Raw genomic sequence first — 14,210 nt, 5'->3', positions numbered from 1 at the left:
GGTGGTCAGCGCCCGGTGAACTGCGGGGCGCGCTTTTGCATCATCGCCATCACCCCTTCACGCACATCGGCGCTGCCCATCAGCTCCAGCAACGTTTCGTCGAGCCTGGCCAATGCCGCAGCATGGCCTTCATCTCGAGCCAGGAAGGCCGATTGCAGGGTGGCCTTGATCGCCAGTGGCGCAGCCTTGGTAATGCGTTCGGCACAGTCGATGGCGCGGGCCAGAGCTTGCCCTGGAGCCACTACCTCATTGACCAGGTTCATCGCCCGCGCTTGATCGGCGTCGAACTCATCGCCAGTGAGCATGTAGCGCATGGCGTTGGCCCAGCCTGCGGCCTGGGTGAAGCGCACGGTAGAGCCGCCTGACGGTGGAATGCCGCGTAGCACTTCCAGGTGAGCGAAGCGCGCATTGCTGGCAGCGATGGCGATATCGGCGTTAAGCAGCAATTCGATGCCCGCGGTCCAGCAAATGCCCTCGACCGCGACCACTACTGGCTTGCTCCGGCGAGGCAGGCGGGTGCCCCAGGGGTCGATGCTGCCTTCGGGGTAGTGCAAGCCACCGCCGACCAGCTTCGGTGCCAACTCCATAAGGTCGAGCCCGGCGGTAAAGTGCTCGCCATGGGCAAACAGCACCATGCAGCGCAGTTCATCGTTGCCCTCGTATTCACCAAGGGCCAGCGCCAGGTCCATCAGCAGCGCACTGTCCATGGCGTTGCGCTTGGCGGCGCGGTCCAGGCCCACCAGCCACAGGTGGCCACGCTGTTCGCGGCTGACTCGGCCGGGGCCGCTATTGGCTTCGCTCATCGACTTGCACTCCTGCAAAGAGGTTAAAAGAGTTACTTACCGTTCGTTCGGTTTGATGAAGCTAACCAAACGTTCGGTAACTATCAAGTGGAGCTGGCCAGGCTTATGGCATAGAATCAGCGCCATTGATCGACAGCAGGACTGGCCGTGCGACCGCTGAAAATTCCCCGAGACCAACTGCTGCAGCGCTGCGCCAACACCTTCAAGCGCTACGGCTATCACGGCACCACCATGGACATGCTTTCGGCGGCCTGCGGCCTGACCAAGGCGTCCTTCTATCATCACTACCCGAACAAAGAAGCGCTGCTGCGCGACGTGCTGGCCTGGACCCATGAAGGGCTTGCGAAGCACCTGTTCAGTATTGCCGACGACTTGAGCCTGAGCCCTGTTCAACGCCTGGAGGAAATGGGCCGCAAGGCAGGTCGGGTGTTTGAGGCCGATGCCATCGGCTGCCTGATGGCGGTAGTGGCCATCGATGCCAGTTATGGCAAGAATGAGCTCATGGTGCCGATTCGCGAGTTCTTTGCCGCCTGGGCCAAGGCGTTTGCCCGGCTCTATCAGGGCCTGCTGGATGATGAACAGGCGCAGGCCCAAGGGCGGCAACTGGTAGCGGATTACGAAGGGGCGATTCTACTGGCACGGATCCATGACGACATGAGCTACTTCAAGGCGGTGACCCAGCGGGCCCAGCGCGAATTGCAGGGAACTCACAAGGGTTGAAGGCGCCTGTGGTCCCTGTGGGAGCCGGCTTGCCGGCGATCGAGCGCGCAGCGGTCGCAATACGGGCATCGCTGGCGTATTTTCAATGACCCGTTCCAAGACGCCGCAGCTGATGCCTACCCAACCTTTCCATCCCTGCCAAGCCCTTGCTGACCTTCTGTTGCCGCACCTGCCGGCGGACAACGGCGATGGCTCTCACGACCTGACGCATATCCACCGGGTCTGGAGCAATGCCCGGCGGATTCAGGCCCGGGAGGGCGGCGATCTGTCCATCCTCCTGGCCGCCACGCTGCTGCACGATTGCGTCGCGGTCGAAAAGAACTCGCCGCTGCGCGCCAAGGCCTCGACCCTGTCTGCGGAAAAAGCTGCCCGGATACTCGCCGATCTTGGCTGGCCCGGCGAGCGCATCAGCGCTGTTGCTCATGCCGTCGCTACCCACAGTTTTTCAGCCGGCCTGACGCCGGAAACCCTCGAGGCAAAAATCCTTCAGGACAGTGACCGTCTGGACGCCATCGGTATGGTCGGCGTGGCTCGCTGCTTCTACGTCGGTGGGCGCATGGGCTCGGCCCTGTACGATTTCACCAACCCCAGCGCGGCAGGCCGCGACTACCAGGACCGCCAGTTCAGCCTCGAGCACTTTCATACCAAATTGCTGAAACTGGCCTCGGGCTTTCAAACCGGGGAGGGCGCACGCCTGGCGGCCGAGCGGCATCGGCGGCTTGAGCTGTTTGTGCAAGGTTTCATGGATGAGATTGGCGGCCCGCAGCCTTGATCAACACCACACTGACCGAAAGGACGCCCCAGTGAACCAACTTACGCTCACCACCCATCAATCCCGCCACCTGACCGGACCCTGGCCGACCTTTGCCATTGATGCCGAGCCACTGGAAGTCTGGTTGCCGCATCACGACCCGAACAGCGAGTATCACCTGGTTTCTGCGCAGTGGGGCCTGTACGACGACGATGCCCTGTTGGCCTGGGACCGGCTTTATTGCATTGCCCCTGGTTGGCATACGCTAGTGCCGCTACTGGTGTGCGCCGATGATCTGGACCTGAGCTGCACGGTGATTGTGGCCGAGCAGGTAGCGGATGAGCAGACCGTGCACTGGCGTCGCTTTGGCCTGCTGCGTGACCCCATCACTGAGCCAGAGCCTGCGGTTGACTGGTTCGCGATACCGGCTACGCGTTTCGACAGGGCTGCGTTCCTGGCCACTGTTGATCAATTTCGCAGTGAAACTGATGTGAAGATGGAGTGGGACTGATTTCAGTTCTGCCGTTTCCCTGGACAACAACCTGAGCGAGACCCCCCAAATGATCACCTGCTACCTGCGCTACGTCCTCGACCCCTACAAACTTGCCGAGTTCGAACACTACGGCAAACTCTGGATCCCGCTGGTTGAGCGCTTCGGCGGCCAGCACCATGGCTACTTCCTGCCTTCGGAAGGTGCCAACAATATCGCCATGGCGATGTTCACCTTTCCAAGCCTTGCCGCGTACGAACGCTACCGCCAGGACTCGATGAACGACCCCGAGTGCCTGGCCGCCTTCCAGTACGCCCAGGACACGCGTTGCATCCTCAGCTATGAGCGCTCGTTCTTGCGCCCGGTGTTCGGGCAGGACTGATGAGCACGCTTTTCGACCTGGAACTGTTCGTGCGGGTGGCCGACGAGGGCAGCCTGTCTGCCGCCGCGCGCAGCCTCGACATCACCCCGGCAGCCGCCAGCCTTGCACTCAAGCGCCTGGAGACGCGCCTGCAAGTACGATTGTTTGCCCGCTCCACTCGCCAGCAACGGCTGACCAACGAAGGCCGGCGTTACCTCGACAGTGTGCGCCTGGCCCTGGGTGCGCTGGCCGAAGGCGAGCAGGCCCTGCGCGAGCAGGCACTTGAGATGGGCGGCCTGCTGCAACTGGCGGCGCCCTCGGATTTTGGCCGCAGCGTGCTGCTGGCCTGGCTCGATGCGTTCAAGCGCGAATTCCCCCGGGTGCAGTTGCAGCTTTTGCTCAATGACCAGGCCAGTGACCTGTACCGCGAGCCTGTCGATGTCGCCCTGCGCTTTGGCGTGCCGGCCGATTCCGACATGGTCGCCTTGCCGATTCTGCTCGATCACCAGCGCGTGGCCTGCGCCAGCCCCGAGTACCTGGCGCGCCACGGCACGCCAGCGACGCCTCAGGAACTGGCTGGCCACCAGTGCGTGATCTATCAGCGCAACGGCCGGCCTTATGACCTGTGGCGCTTTGCGCGTGGCAGTGAAGTGAGTGAAGTGCGGGTCCACGGCGAGTACCGCTGCGATGACGGTGAAGTCGCCCGGCGCTGGGCCCTGGCCGGGCATGGCGTGGTCTACAAGGCCTGGCTGGACGTGGCCGCGGACGTCGCGGCCGGGCGTTTGCAGCGCGTGTTCGGCGACTGGCAGGGCGAGCACGCCCCGGTGTACCTGATGTGCCCGCACCGGGCGCAGGTGACCGAACGGGTCAAAGCGTTGCAGGCCTTTTTGCAAACACGCTGCCTGCAGTGGGCGGCCAAGGGGCTATAAGTAGGACATTTCCCACTCAATGGGAATCGAGTTTCACCTATTGAGAAAGACTGTGCACCATGGCGCCAAGGAGCACATATGACCTACACCACGCCCACCGATCGCCTGCTGCAGATCCTCGTCGCCCTCGGCCAGGCCAACGAGGCCGTGTCGGCCAAGGAGCTGAGCCTGCAACTGGACCAGCCCCTGAGCAGCACCTATCGGCACCTGAAGACCCTGCTGCGTTGGGGCCTGGCCGAGGACAACGGCCATGGCCGCTACCTGCCGGGCCCGGCCTGCCTGCAACTGGCGAAGAAGTTCGATCGCGAGGCGCTGCTGGTGTCGCTGGCCAAGCCCGAGCTCAAGCGCCTGGCCGAACTCAGCCAGGAAAGCGTGGCTCTGATGGTGCCGAGCAACGGCCAGGCCATTTGCATCGAACTGATCGACAGCCCGCAGCCGCTGCGCTGCTGTTACCAGAAGGGCCTGGCGCAACCGCTGCGGGTCGGCGCGTCGGCGCGGGTGTTGCTGGCGCACATGGAGCCGGCGCGCAGCCTGGCGATTCTTGAAGAGCAGGGCCTGGAAGCTGAAGCACTGGACAGCTACCGCCAGAGCTTCGTGCAGATCCGTGACCAGGGCTATGCCATCAGCCTCGGTGAAATCGACGACGGCATCTGGGGCGTCAGTGCCCCGGTGCTCGACAGCCGCAACCGCCTGCATGGCGCAATCAGCCTGATGGCTCCGGCCATTCGTGCCCGGCAGAACAGCGAGCGCCTGACCCGCTGGACCTGCGACGTGGCCCTGCGCATCGGTGCGCGGCTGGACTGAATCTACTGGAGTACCCGCATGAACAGCACTACCGCACTGCCGCTCTGGCAGGGTCGCGTCGACGCCGCAGAAGGTACGGCGGCCCTGCGCTGGCACCAATGGGTCCAGCCCTGGGCTGACCACCAAGCGGCTGGCAACGCCCTGGTTGGCCTGGCCTGTGACGAAGGGGTGATCCGCAACCAGGGCCGCAGCGGCGCCCGTCAGGGGCCGCCGGCCCTGCGCAAGGCCTTGGCCAATCTGGCCTGGCGTGGCCAGCGCCCGGTCTATGACAGCGGCGACTTCGTCTGCCTCGGTACTGACCTGGAAGGTGCCCAGCAGGCCTATGCCAAGCGGGTGACACAACTGCTTGCGCAAGGGCATTTGCCGCTGGGCCTGGGCGGCGGCCACGAAATTGCCTATGCCAGTTTTCTCGGCTTGGCCGGCCATTTACGCCAGCAAGAGGCGCAGCCGCGCATCGGCATTCTCAATTTCGATGCCCACTTCGACCTGCGCCACAGCGCCCAGAGCAGCTCCGGCACGCCGTTCCGGCAGATTGCCGAGTACTGCCAGCAGGCCGGCATGGCTTTTGAGTATTGCTGCCTGGGCGTCAGCGAGCTGAACAACACCCAAGCCCTGTTCGACCAGGCCCAGCGCCTGAACGTGCGCTACCGCCTCGACCGGCAGATGCAGCCGTGGAACATCGCCGCGCTCGAAGCTTGTGTCGATGAATTTCTCAGCGGCATCGACCACCTGTACCTGACCCTCTGCCTGGACGTCCTGCCGGCCAGCCAGGCGCCCGGCGTCAGTGCGCCCTCGGCCCATGGCGTCGAACTGATGGTGGTCGAGCACCTGGCGCGGCGCGCCAAGGCCAGCGGCAAGTTGCGCATGGCCGACATCGCCGAACTCAATCCCGGTCTTGACCAGGACCAACGCACTGCGCGCATTGCTGCGCGGCTGCTGGCCAGCCTGGTCGACTGAAATCCACAACCCCTATCCAACTATAAAAAGAAGAGTGTTAACCATGCTGACCCTGCAACTCGATGCTCTGACCACCGTCGCCCTGGCGCTCCTGCTGCTGGCGATGGGTGCGCAACTGAAGAAGCACAGCTACTGGCTACGCCAGCTCTGTGTCCCGGCGCCGGTCATCGGCGGCTTTGGCTTTGCCCTGGTGGTGTGGCTGCTGCGTGACCAGCAGTGGCTGGACATCAAGCTCGACACCGCCATGCAAACGCCGCTGATGGTGGCGTTCTTCACCACCGTCGGCCTTGGCGGCAGCCTTGGCCTGCTGCGTCAGGGCGGCAAGATCCTGTTCATCTACCTGGGTGCCTGCTGGGGCCTGGCGCTGTTGCAGAACCTGGTCGGCGTGGGCATGGCCAAGGCCCTGGGCATCGACCCGCTGCTGGGGATCATGGCTGGCGCCGTGTCGCTGGAAGGCGGCTTTGGTGCAGCCGCAGCCTTCGGCCCGATCGCCGAGAGCCTCGGCACGGTTGGCGCCACCACCGCCGCATTGGCCTCGGCAACCTTCGGCATGGTTGCCGGTGGCCTGCTCGGCAGCCCGGTGGCGCGTTACCTGATCGAACGCAAGAAACTGGTGGTGCAGGCAGACCAGGTCGATGCCCTGCAAGCCCTGGAAAAAGCCAATGAAACCCCCGTTGTCAGCATTGATACGCCGGTGCTGCTGCGCTTGCTGACCTGCATGCTGGTGATCATGGTGCTCGGCTTCTGGATCGGTGATGCGCTGAAGGCGCACCTGGGCATCGTCCTGCCGGTGTACGTCGGCGCCATGTTCGTCGCCATCCTGGCGCGCAACTTCAACGACCGCGCACGCCTGATCGAGATCCCCGACAACGCCGTCAGCACCCTGGGCGACATCAGCCTGGGGATGTTCCTGACCATGGCGATGATGAGCCTCAAGTTCTGGGAACTGGAGCAACTGGGCTTGCCGCTGCTGGTGATCCTGGTGGTGCAGGTGTTGATCATGGTGCTGTTGTGCATCTTCGTGCTGTTCCGCCTGTTCGGCGGCAACTACGATGCGGCGGTGCTGTGCGCCGGTTACATGGGCCATGGCCTGGGTGCTACCCCTAACGCGGTGGCCAACATGGGCGCGATCTGCGACCACTACAAAGTGTTCTCCTACAAGGCCTTCATCATCGTGCCGCTGTGTGGTGCGGTGCTGATCGACATCGTTGCGTTGCCGTTGATTACCTGGTTCATCAACGCCTTCAGTTAAAGGGGCGAGGCGGGGCGCAAGGCCCCGCCTGGTCTACCCCAGTACCGTTAGCCAGGCCGAGGCAACCAGCAGCACCGCTAACAGCTGATTGAAGCGCCGCACCTTCTGCGGTGAGCGCAGCAACCGTGCACTGCCGACACCCAGCAGCGCCCAGGTGGTCATGCAGGGCAGGGCGATCAGCAAGAACAGCAGCGACAGTTTCAGCATGTGCTGCAGCGGGTTGGCATCACTGCTGCTGAACAGGCCCATCACCGCGACGGCCATCAACCACACCTTGGGGTTTACCGCCTGCAGCAGCGCGGCGTCGAGCGGGCCCAGGTCACGTGGTTGCGCTGTATGGGTCAGTGGCGTTGCGCCGGCGTGAAGCAACTGCCAGCCCAACCAGGTCAACCACGCCACCCCGAGCCAGGTCATCGCCTGCTGCACCCGCGGGTAGGCCAACAACACTTCGCCCAGCCCCACACCGACCAACAGCAGCACCAGCGTGGCCGCCAGGCAAGCGCCGAGCACCAGCGGCAGGGTGGCACGCAGGCCGAAGCGCGCGCCATGGCCGAGGATCAGGATATTGGTTGGTCCGGGCGTGATGCTGGCAACAAAGGCGAACAGGGCGAAGGGCAGCAGGTTGGGCAACATGATCGGACTCCAGTGCAAGGGAGCCCCATGTTCAGTGTTGGCGTGGTGTCAGTCTGGAAGCTTTGCGCAGCGGCGGCGGTAATCGGCCGGCGTCAGCCGGTAAGCACGGCGGAACCAGCGGCCCATATGACTCTGGTCGGCAAAACCGAGGGCGGCGGCGACCACCGCCGGGCTGTCGCCGCGCGCCAGCCAGCGGCGCGCCTTGGCCAGGCGCAACTGGATCAGGTAGGCATGGGGCGCCAGGCCAAAGGCGCTCTTGAACGCCCGGTTGAGGCGAAAGCGATCAACCTGGCAGGCCTGGGCCAGCTCGACCAGGCCAATGTCCTGGGTGAAGTGCGCGTGCAAGTACTCGCGAGCGATCCGCGCCACCTGGGGCAGGCGTGGGTCGGGGTCGATGCGTTTGCGCCACAGGGTATGGCGGGTCATGCAGCCGAGCAGCTCGTCCATTGCTGTCTGCCGGAGCATTTTCAGATCACCGCCATGCATCGCCTGGAAGGCCCGGGCAATGGCCCCGGACAGCTGCGGGTCGGCGCTCAGGGTGTCGGCAAAACTGGGCTGGCTACCCGCTGGCGCGTGCTCGAACAGTGCTTGCAGCTCGCGCTCCAGCCACTGCGGATCGAGGTAGAGCATCGAATAAGTGAAGCCGTCCTCGGTCGGTGCATGACCGTCGTGGATTTCCCCCGGTTCCAGCATGAACACCTTGCCCGGGGTGCTGAAGTGCTGCAGCTGGCGGCAATGAAACTGCTGCACGCCTTGTTCGGTGACACCGATCAGGTAACTGTCGTGCCAGTGCGGGTCATAGGCGTGGCCCTTGAAATGCGCGCGCACCGACTCGATACCGGTGTCGGCGTCCTGGGCGAGATCGATCCAGTTGTGGCTGGGCACGGCGGGCTCCGGGCAGTTCGGCGTGGGCATGCACGACCATAACGCGTTTGCGCGGCGGGGTTTAGAACAATTGTGCGCGGCTCACATCGGCAACGAGCGGTTCTCGATCACCCGTTTCATCACCAGGGATTGCCATTGGGCTGATCGTCGAGCAGGTCGTTGGTCACAATTTATTTCGATAAGTAGGAAATTGCCCCGGTCCGGTGGCAAAGTGACCACTGACTGAGGGAAAAGCGCTTTTCGCTCTTTCGACTTGGGGCAAGGGAAGGCACAATGCGTGTCCTTTTTTTGGCCGGCCTTGCCGGGGGCCTCGAAATGATCAAAACGCCGTACTACCTCATCGACAAAACCAAGCTGCTGCGCAACATGGAGAAGATCGCCTACGTGCGCGAGAACTCCGGGGCCAAGGCCCTGCTGGCACTCAAGTGCTTCGCCACCTGGTCGGTGTTCGACCTGATGCAGCAGTACATGGACGGCACCACGTCGTCGTCGCTGTACGAGCTCAAGCTCGGCCGCCAGAAGTTCGCCGGCGAAGCCCACGCCTACAGCGTGGCCTGGGCCGACGACGAAATCGAAGAGATGCTCGACAACTGCGACAAGATCATCTTCAACTCCATCGGCCAGTTGCAGCGTTTTGCCGAACAGTCTGAAGGCAAGGTCCGTGGCCTGCGCGTCAACCCACAGGTGAGCAGCTCCGACTACCTGCTGGCCGACCCGGCGCGCCCGTTCAGCCGCCTGGGCGAGTGGGACCCGGTGAAAGTCGAAGAGGTCATCGAGAAGATCTCCGGCTTCATGTTCCACAACAACTGCGAGAACGGCGACTTCGGCCTGTTCGACCAGATGCTGTGCACCATCGAAGAGCGCTTCGGCCACCTGCTGCACAAGGTTGAGTGGGTCAGCCTCGGAGGCGGCATTCACTTCACCGGTGAAGGCTATGCACTGGACGCATTCTGCGCGCGCCTCAAAGCCTTCTCTGAAAAATACGGTGTACAGGTCTACCTGGAGCCGGGCGAAGCGGCGATCACCCAGAGCGCCTCGCTGGAAGTGACCGTGCTCGACACCCTCTACAACGGCAAGCACCTGGCCGTGGTCGACAGCTCGATCGAAGCGCACATGCTCGACCTGCTGATCTACCGCCTGAACGCCAAGCTGGCGCCAAGCGAGGGCGAACACACCTATATGGTATGCGGCAAATCCTGCCTTGCCGGTGACATTTTCGGCGAATACCAATTCGATCGTCCGCTGGCCATCGGCGATCGGCTGTCGTTTGTTGACGCAGCGGGTTACACCATGGTCAAGAAAAACTGGTTCAACGGCCTGAAAATGCCGTCCATCGTAGTGAAACAACTCGACGGTAGTGTCGAGCTGGTTCGTGAGTTTGGGTTCGAAGACTACTTGTCCAGCCTGTCGTAAGCTGGCAGTAAAGGAGAGAAAGAGAAATTGAAGAAGAACGTTCTTATCATTGGTGCAGGAGGTGTCGCCAAGGTGGTGGCCCACAAGTGCGCGCAGCACAACGACGAACTCGGTCGTATTGCTATCGCGTCGCGCAACATCTCCAAATGCCAGGCCATCATCGACAGCGTCAAGGCCAAGGGTAGCCTCAAGCAGCCCGCAGAGATCAAGGCCTTCTCGTTGAATGCGCTGGACGTCGAAGCGACCAAAGCGCTGATCCGCGAAACCGAATCGCAAATCGTCATCAACGTCGGTTCCGCTTTCCTCAACATGTCGGTGCTGCGTGCCTGCATCGATACTGGCGTGGCCTACCTGGACACCGCCATTCACGAAGAACCGGGCAAGATCTGCGAGACGCCGCCCTGGTATGGCAACTACGAGTGGAAACACCTCGAAGAGTGCCAACAAAAGAACGTTACCGCCATTCTTGGTGTGGGCTTCGACCCGGGCGTGGTCAACGCCTATGCGGCCCTGGCCAAGCAAGAGTATTTCGACAGCATTGATTCGATCGATATTCTCGACGTCAATGCTGGGTCCCATGGCAAGTACTTTGCCACCAACTTCGACCCGGAAATCAACTTCCGCGAGTTCACCGGGCAGGTGTGGAGCTGGCAGAACAGCCAGTGGACCAGCAACACCATGTTCGAAGTCAAGCGCACCGACGACCTGCCGGTAGTCGGCTCGCAGAACCTGTACCTGACCGGCCACGACGAAGTGCACTCGCTGTCGAAGAACCTCGACGTGCCGAACGTGCGTTTCTGGATGAGCTTTGGCGAGCACTACATCAACGTCTTCACCGTGCTGAAAAACCTTGGCCTGCTCAGCGAGCAACCGGTCAAGACTGCCGAAGGCCTGGAAGTGGTGCCGCTCAAAGTGGTCAAGGCCGTGCTGCCCGATCCTGCCTCGCTGGCACCGGGTTACACCGGCAAGACCTGCATCGGCGACCTGGTCAAAGGCACCAAGGACGGCCAGCCGCGCGAAGTGTTCATCTACAACGTAGCGGACCACGAAGAGGCTTACGCCGAAACCGACAGCCAGGGCATTTCCTACACTGCAGGCGTGCCGCCTGTGGCCGCGGCGCTGCTGGTTGCCCGTGGCGAGTGGGACGTGCAGCGCATGGTCAACGTCGAGGAGCTGCCAGCCGAGCCGTTCCTCAAGGCGCTGGACGTGATGGGCCTGCCGACTCGGATCAAAGACGAGAACGGCGACCGTCCGTGGAACTGAGTTCCACGCTGCGGTAAAACACCGGGTGCGCCGTGTCGGGCGTACCCGGAGAACGGTCGAGGCGCCGATCTGGCGCCTCGATTCAGAGTAAGTGGCTGTTTTAACAACAATTTGTTTGTTTGGGGGCTTCCCAAGTGGACCTAAGTTTGTTAAATTGCCGCCCATTCTTGCAACGGTCCTCACGGGGCTGGCAATGAAGGTACGCAACTTCCCAGGTTGCACCACGTTGCATCATCGCAAGCGAGTGCCAGGCACTCATCGCTACAGCTACAGGGGCGTCGCCAAGCGGTAAGGCAGCAGGTTTTGATCCTGCCATGCGTTGGTTCGAATCCAGCCGCCCCTGCCATTTTCTCGTTATACCTTCCTCATTCTAATGCACTCTTGCAGAGCGATTGCCACGCCAGTGCAATTCCTGTCATTGTTGCAACTTGTTTCTCCGGCAAGGACTGCCTCCATGGCACTGCACCTCTGGCTTACCTTTTCCCTGGCATACCTGCTGACCTCCCTGACTCCCGGCCCCAATGTATTGCTGACCGTGCGCAACGCCTTGCGCCATGGCCCGGCGGGTATGGGCGTGACCCTGTTCGGCAACCTGCTGGCGCAACTGCTGGTCATCGCTGCGGTGGCCTGGGGCGCGGGGGCGATGTTGCTGGCGCTGCCGACGGCGTTCCTGGCCTTGAAGGTGGTTGGCGCGGGGTACCTGATCTACCTCGGTGCGCGGCAGCTGTTCGCTCGTAAAGCGCCAGCGGTGGCCGCAGCACAGGCTCCCGTGCAGCTGACTCAATCGAAATGGCGGATCGGCAGCGAGGCGTTCCTGGTTTCGGCCAGCAACCCGAAAACCTTGATCTTCTTCTGCGCCTTCCTGCCGCAGTTCCTCGACCATGGCCGGCCGATCGCCGAGCAGTTCGCAGTCATGTACCTGACCAGCGCCGCGATTGTCTGCGGTGTGCACTCGTTCTACAGCTTCAGCGCCATGCGCTTTAGCAAGCACGTGAAAGCCTCGCGCCTGGTGGCGGCACTCAAGCGCGCCAGCGGTGCGCTATTCATCGGCCTCGGGGTGCGGTTATTGAGCGTACGGGCAGTGTGACGCGCCCGATCACCAATGCCGCAGGGCGCCCATGCTGACCATGGCCGCCAGCCCCAGCAGGCAGATAATGCCCACGGCGTAGGCGATGGTGCGCCACGGTTGCCAGCGCGCCAGAAAGGTCAGCGTATGCAGCAGGCGTGCGACAGTGAATAGCACCATCAGCCCGGCCGTGAACATGAATGGCGGATTGAACACCAGGCACAGCGCGCCCAGCACAAAAAACAGCGGGATGTTCTCCAGGTCATTGGCCCAGGCCTGGGCGGCGCGTCTGACCTGGGGCAACTCCTCGGGGCTCGCCTGGCGGCCGACCAGTGCGGCATCCTCGGCGTGCTTGAAGGTCAGTCGGCTGATGCGATAGAAGCCCTGGTAGCAGGAGATCGCCAGCATCTTCACAAACAGCACGACCACACAGAGGGCGTAGATGGAGATCAACGTATGCATCTTCATTCCTTTGAAAACGGGGAGCGCGATCATCGCCTGAATCGCCCAGGCGCGTACAGATCAACCGGCGCTCACCGTTATCCGCAAGGCTTAGAAGGTTGCCTTGACCTGCAGGCCTAGCACCAGGGCGTTGTCGATGCTGTCGCCGGAAAACGCCCCCGGCTCGATGATGTATTGCACATCCGGGCGCAAGGTCAGCCAAGGGGTGGCCTGGTAGCCGTAGCTCAGTTCAATCAACTGCTCGGCGCTGTCCAGGTTGGGGTAGGCGACGCCTGCGGCCACGGCGGCGTCTTGCTGCACATCACGGCTGCGCGGGTTCGGCACGGCGCGGCCATAGCCCAGGGCAAGCGTGTCACGCGGGCGACCTTCGAACGGTTTGTACAACACGACACCGGCGCCATACCACTTGCTGAACGGCGAGGCGGCGGCGCTGGCGGCCGAGTACTGGCCGAAGGCATGCAGGCTGCGGCCCTCGGTGCTCTGCGAGGCCCACACGGCCTGGTCCACCAGCAGGTAATGGCCGCCGCGACCGGACACCTCTTTGTCGTTGCCGATGCGTTTCACATCGGAGCTGTCGTAGTAGTAACCGAGCTTGTACTCACCCGGCAGTTCGCCCGACAGCTTGTACACCAGTTCGACCGGTACCACGGTGCCGGTGGTGTGCTTGGGGCCCAGGTGCCAGGCGCGGCTGGAGTTGCCGTTGCTTTCGGGGTCGACGTTGAACGCCGCCACGCGCAGTTGCCAGGCGGACGACAAGTCGTATTTGACCCGCACACCCAGGTGCGCGTTGGGGTAGTTGGTCCAGCCGCTGCCGCCGGACATGTTCAGCGGATGGCCGCAGAAGCCGGCGTTCATGAAATTGCAGAGGATGCCGCTGTCCAGCCCGCCGAGGTCGTTGCCCATGGCCATGTAGCCGAGCTTGACGTTCAGCGCCGGGGTGAACAGGCTGCGCTCGTAGCTGAGCTCGGTCAGGCGGGTGTAGAGGCCGCCGTAGTTTTCCTGGATCGGCAGGCGGTTGCCCACCAGGTCTTCGGAGGCGCTGTTGCCACGGCGGTCGTTGACCGTCAGTTGGACCTTGCCGCCGTTGTCCAGGCCGTACAGCTTGCCCAGATCAAACTGCACGCCAAGCTTGATGTTCTGCGAATAGCGCGCCGAACGGTGCTGGCCGCCATCGGCGTTGTAGGCGGTTTCGCCACTGTAATCGCCAGTGAACTTGATGCCTTGCTCGTCCAGCTGATGGCGCAGGCCGCCCCAGTCGCCGGTCAGGGTGTTGCGGGTCATCAGGTCGTCGGCCAGGGCCGCAGTGCTGGCCAGGGCCAGGAGCAGGGCAGGGGTGATGCGAATAGCGCAGGGCATTGCGGGGTATTCCTGGGAGGTCGGTAAAAGCCTCATCGCGGGTCAAGTCGAGACGTCGCGATGAG

General features: G+C 62.8%; 16 protein-coding genes and 1 tRNA gene. 12 read left to right on the top strand and 5 right to left on the bottom strand.

Going from position 1 to position 14,210, the window contains the following annotated elements:
* Nucleotides 1-5: 5 nt before the first annotated feature.
* Nucleotides 6-803 carry a crotonase/enoyl-CoA hydratase family protein gene (locus tag F8N82_RS13660; protein WP_038995823.1) on the bottom strand — a complete coding sequence of 266 codons (798 nt, stop codon included), beginning with the start codon at nt 801-803 and terminating at the stop codon, nt 6-8.
* A 147-nt stretch (nt 804-950) separates the two neighbouring features.
* Here F8N82_RS13660 and F8N82_RS13655 point away from each other — a divergent pair, with 147 nt between their 5' ends.
* The 8 genes from F8N82_RS13655 to gltS all read left to right on the top strand — a co-directional run bounded on the left by F8N82_RS13655 (nt 951) and on the right by gltS (nt 7,067).
* Nucleotides 951-1,523, top strand: a complete 573-nt coding sequence (locus F8N82_RS13655; RefSeq protein ID WP_038995822.1) for a TetR/AcrR family transcriptional regulator — start codon at nt 951-953, stop codon at nt 1,521-1,523.
* 112 nt (nt 1,524-1,635) lie between these two features.
* Entirely contained in the window at nt 1,636-2,295 is a 660-nt protein-coding gene (locus tag F8N82_RS13650) for an HD domain-containing protein (protein ID WP_038999437.1), read from the top strand.
* Between the two features lie 31 nt (nt 2,296-2,326).
* A complete protein-coding gene (locus F8N82_RS13645; RefSeq protein ID WP_224793791.1) occupies nt 2,327-2,785 on the top strand; it encodes a hypothetical protein in 459 nt (152 codons plus the stop codon).
* 49 nt (nt 2,786-2,834) lie between these two features.
* On the top strand, nt 2,835-3,146 hold the full coding sequence (locus F8N82_RS13640) for an NIPSNAP family protein (RefSeq protein ID WP_038995821.1): 312 nt from the start codon (nt 2,835-2,837) through the stop codon (nt 3,144-3,146).
* Nucleotides 3,146-4,054: a LysR family transcriptional regulator gene (locus F8N82_RS13635; protein ID WP_038995819.1), complete on the top strand. Its 909-nt coding sequence runs from the start codon at nt 3,146-3,148 to the stop codon at nt 4,052-4,054. Before F8N82_RS13640 ends, F8N82_RS13635 begins: the two co-directional genes overlap by 1 nt.
* Nucleotides 4,055-4,132: 78 nt before the next feature.
* Entirely contained in the window at nt 4,133-4,858 is a 726-nt protein-coding gene (locus F8N82_RS13630; protein WP_038995818.1) for an IclR family transcriptional regulator, read from the top strand.
* Nucleotides 4,859-4,876: 18 nt separating this feature from the next.
* Nucleotides 4,877-5,815, top strand: a complete 939-nt coding sequence (gene hutG, locus F8N82_RS13625; protein ID WP_038995817.1) for a formimidoylglutamase — start codon at nt 4,877-4,879, stop codon at nt 5,813-5,815.
* A gap of 43 nt (nt 5,816-5,858) precedes the next feature.
* Nucleotides 5,859-7,067, top strand: coding sequence for a sodium/glutamate symporter (gene gltS, locus F8N82_RS13620; RefSeq protein WP_038995816.1), 1,209 nt, complete (start codon nt 5,859-5,861; stop codon nt 7,065-7,067).
* A 33-nt stretch (nt 7,068-7,100) separates the two neighbouring features.
* Here gltS and F8N82_RS13615 read toward each other — a convergent pair whose 3' ends face one another.
* Nucleotides 7,101-7,697: a LysE family translocator gene (locus tag F8N82_RS13615; RefSeq protein WP_038999435.1), complete on the bottom strand. Its 597-nt coding sequence runs from the start codon at nt 7,695-7,697 to the stop codon at nt 7,101-7,103.
* A gap of 51 nt (nt 7,698-7,748) precedes the next feature.
* Nucleotides 7,749-8,585, bottom strand: a complete 837-nt coding sequence (locus tag F8N82_RS13610; protein ID WP_038995815.1) for an AraC family transcriptional regulator — start codon at nt 8,583-8,585, stop codon at nt 7,749-7,751.
* 315 nt (nt 8,586-8,900) lie between these two features.
* Here F8N82_RS13610 and nspC point away from each other — a divergent pair, with 315 nt between their 5' ends.
* The 4 genes from nspC to F8N82_RS13590 all read left to right on the top strand — a co-directional run bounded on the left by nspC (nt 8,901) and on the right by F8N82_RS13590 (nt 12,348).
* Nucleotides 8,901-9,998: a carboxynorspermidine decarboxylase gene (gene nspC / locus F8N82_RS13605; RefSeq protein ID WP_038999434.1), complete on the top strand. Its 1,098-nt coding sequence runs from the start codon at nt 8,901-8,903 to the stop codon at nt 9,996-9,998.
* Nucleotides 9,999-10,025: 27 nt separating this feature from the next.
* A complete protein-coding gene (locus tag F8N82_RS13600; protein ID WP_038995814.1) occupies nt 10,026-11,261 on the top strand; it encodes a saccharopine dehydrogenase family protein in 1,236 nt (411 codons plus the stop codon).
* Between the two features lie 271 nt (nt 11,262-11,532).
* Nucleotides 11,533-11,607, top strand: a tRNA-Gln gene (locus F8N82_RS13595).
* Between the two features lie 108 nt (nt 11,608-11,715).
* Nucleotides 11,716-12,348, top strand: a complete 633-nt coding sequence (locus F8N82_RS13590; protein ID WP_038995813.1) for a LysE family translocator — start codon at nt 11,716-11,718, stop codon at nt 12,346-12,348.
* A 9-nt stretch (nt 12,349-12,357) separates the two neighbouring features.
* Here F8N82_RS13590 and F8N82_RS13585 read toward each other — a convergent pair whose 3' ends face one another.
* Complete coding sequence (locus F8N82_RS13585) at nt 12,358-12,789, bottom strand: MAPEG family protein (protein ID WP_038995811.1); 432 nt, start codon at nt 12,787-12,789, stop codon at nt 12,358-12,360.
* A 90-nt stretch (nt 12,790-12,879) separates the two neighbouring features.
* Nucleotides 12,880-14,145, bottom strand: a complete 1,266-nt coding sequence (locus F8N82_RS13580) for a carbohydrate porin (protein ID WP_038995810.1) — start codon at nt 14,143-14,145, stop codon at nt 12,880-12,882.
* Between the last annotated feature and the right edge of the window lie 65 nt (nt 14,146-14,210).

It is taken from the genome of Pseudomonas fluorescens (genome assembly GCF_902497775.2).
Lineage (GTDB): Bacteria > Pseudomonadota > Gammaproteobacteria > Pseudomonadales > Pseudomonadaceae > Aquipseudomonas > Aquipseudomonas putida_F.
Note: the sequence above shows the minus strand (reverse complement) of the source record. Positions and strands in the feature narration are given on the sequence as shown.

Bases quoted from the DNA above. Each gene is read 5' to 3' on its own strand.
- F8N82_RS13580 (WP_038995810.1), bottom strand. From the start codon at position 14,145: ATGCCCTGCGCTATTCGCATCACCCCTGCCCTGCTCCTGGCCCTGGCC.
- F8N82_RS13590 (WP_038995813.1), top strand. From the start codon at position 11,716: ATGGCACTGCACCTCTGGCTTACCTTTTCCCTGGCATACCTGCTGACC.
- nspC (WP_038999434.1), top strand. From the start codon at position 8,901: ATGATCAAAACGCCGTACTACCTCATCGACAAAACCAAGCTGCTGCGC.
- F8N82_RS13650 (WP_038999437.1), top strand. From the start codon at position 1,636: ATGCCTACCCAACCTTTCCATCCCTGCCAAGCCCTTGCTGACCTTCTG.
- gltS (WP_038995816.1), top strand. From the start codon at position 5,859: ATGCTGACCCTGCAACTCGATGCTCTGACCACCGTCGCCCTGGCGCTC.
- F8N82_RS13630 (WP_038995818.1), top strand. From the start codon at position 4,133: ATGACCTACACCACGCCCACCGATCGCCTGCTGCAGATCCTCGTCGCC.
- F8N82_RS13635 (WP_038995819.1), top strand. From the start codon at position 3,146: ATGAGCACGCTTTTCGACCTGGAACTGTTCGTGCGGGTGGCCGACGAG.
- hutG (WP_038995817.1), top strand. From the start codon at position 4,877: ATGAACAGCACTACCGCACTGCCGCTCTGGCAGGGTCGCGTCGACGCC.
- F8N82_RS13640 (WP_038995821.1), top strand. From the start codon at position 2,835: ATGATCACCTGCTACCTGCGCTACGTCCTCGACCCCTACAAACTTGCC.
- F8N82_RS13585 (WP_038995811.1), bottom strand. From the start codon at position 12,789: ATGCATACGTTGATCTCCATCTACGCCCTCTGTGTGGTCGTGCTGTTT.
- F8N82_RS13660 (WP_038995823.1), bottom strand. From the start codon at position 803: ATGAGCGAAGCCAATAGCGGCCCCGGCCGAGTCAGCCGCGAACAGCGT.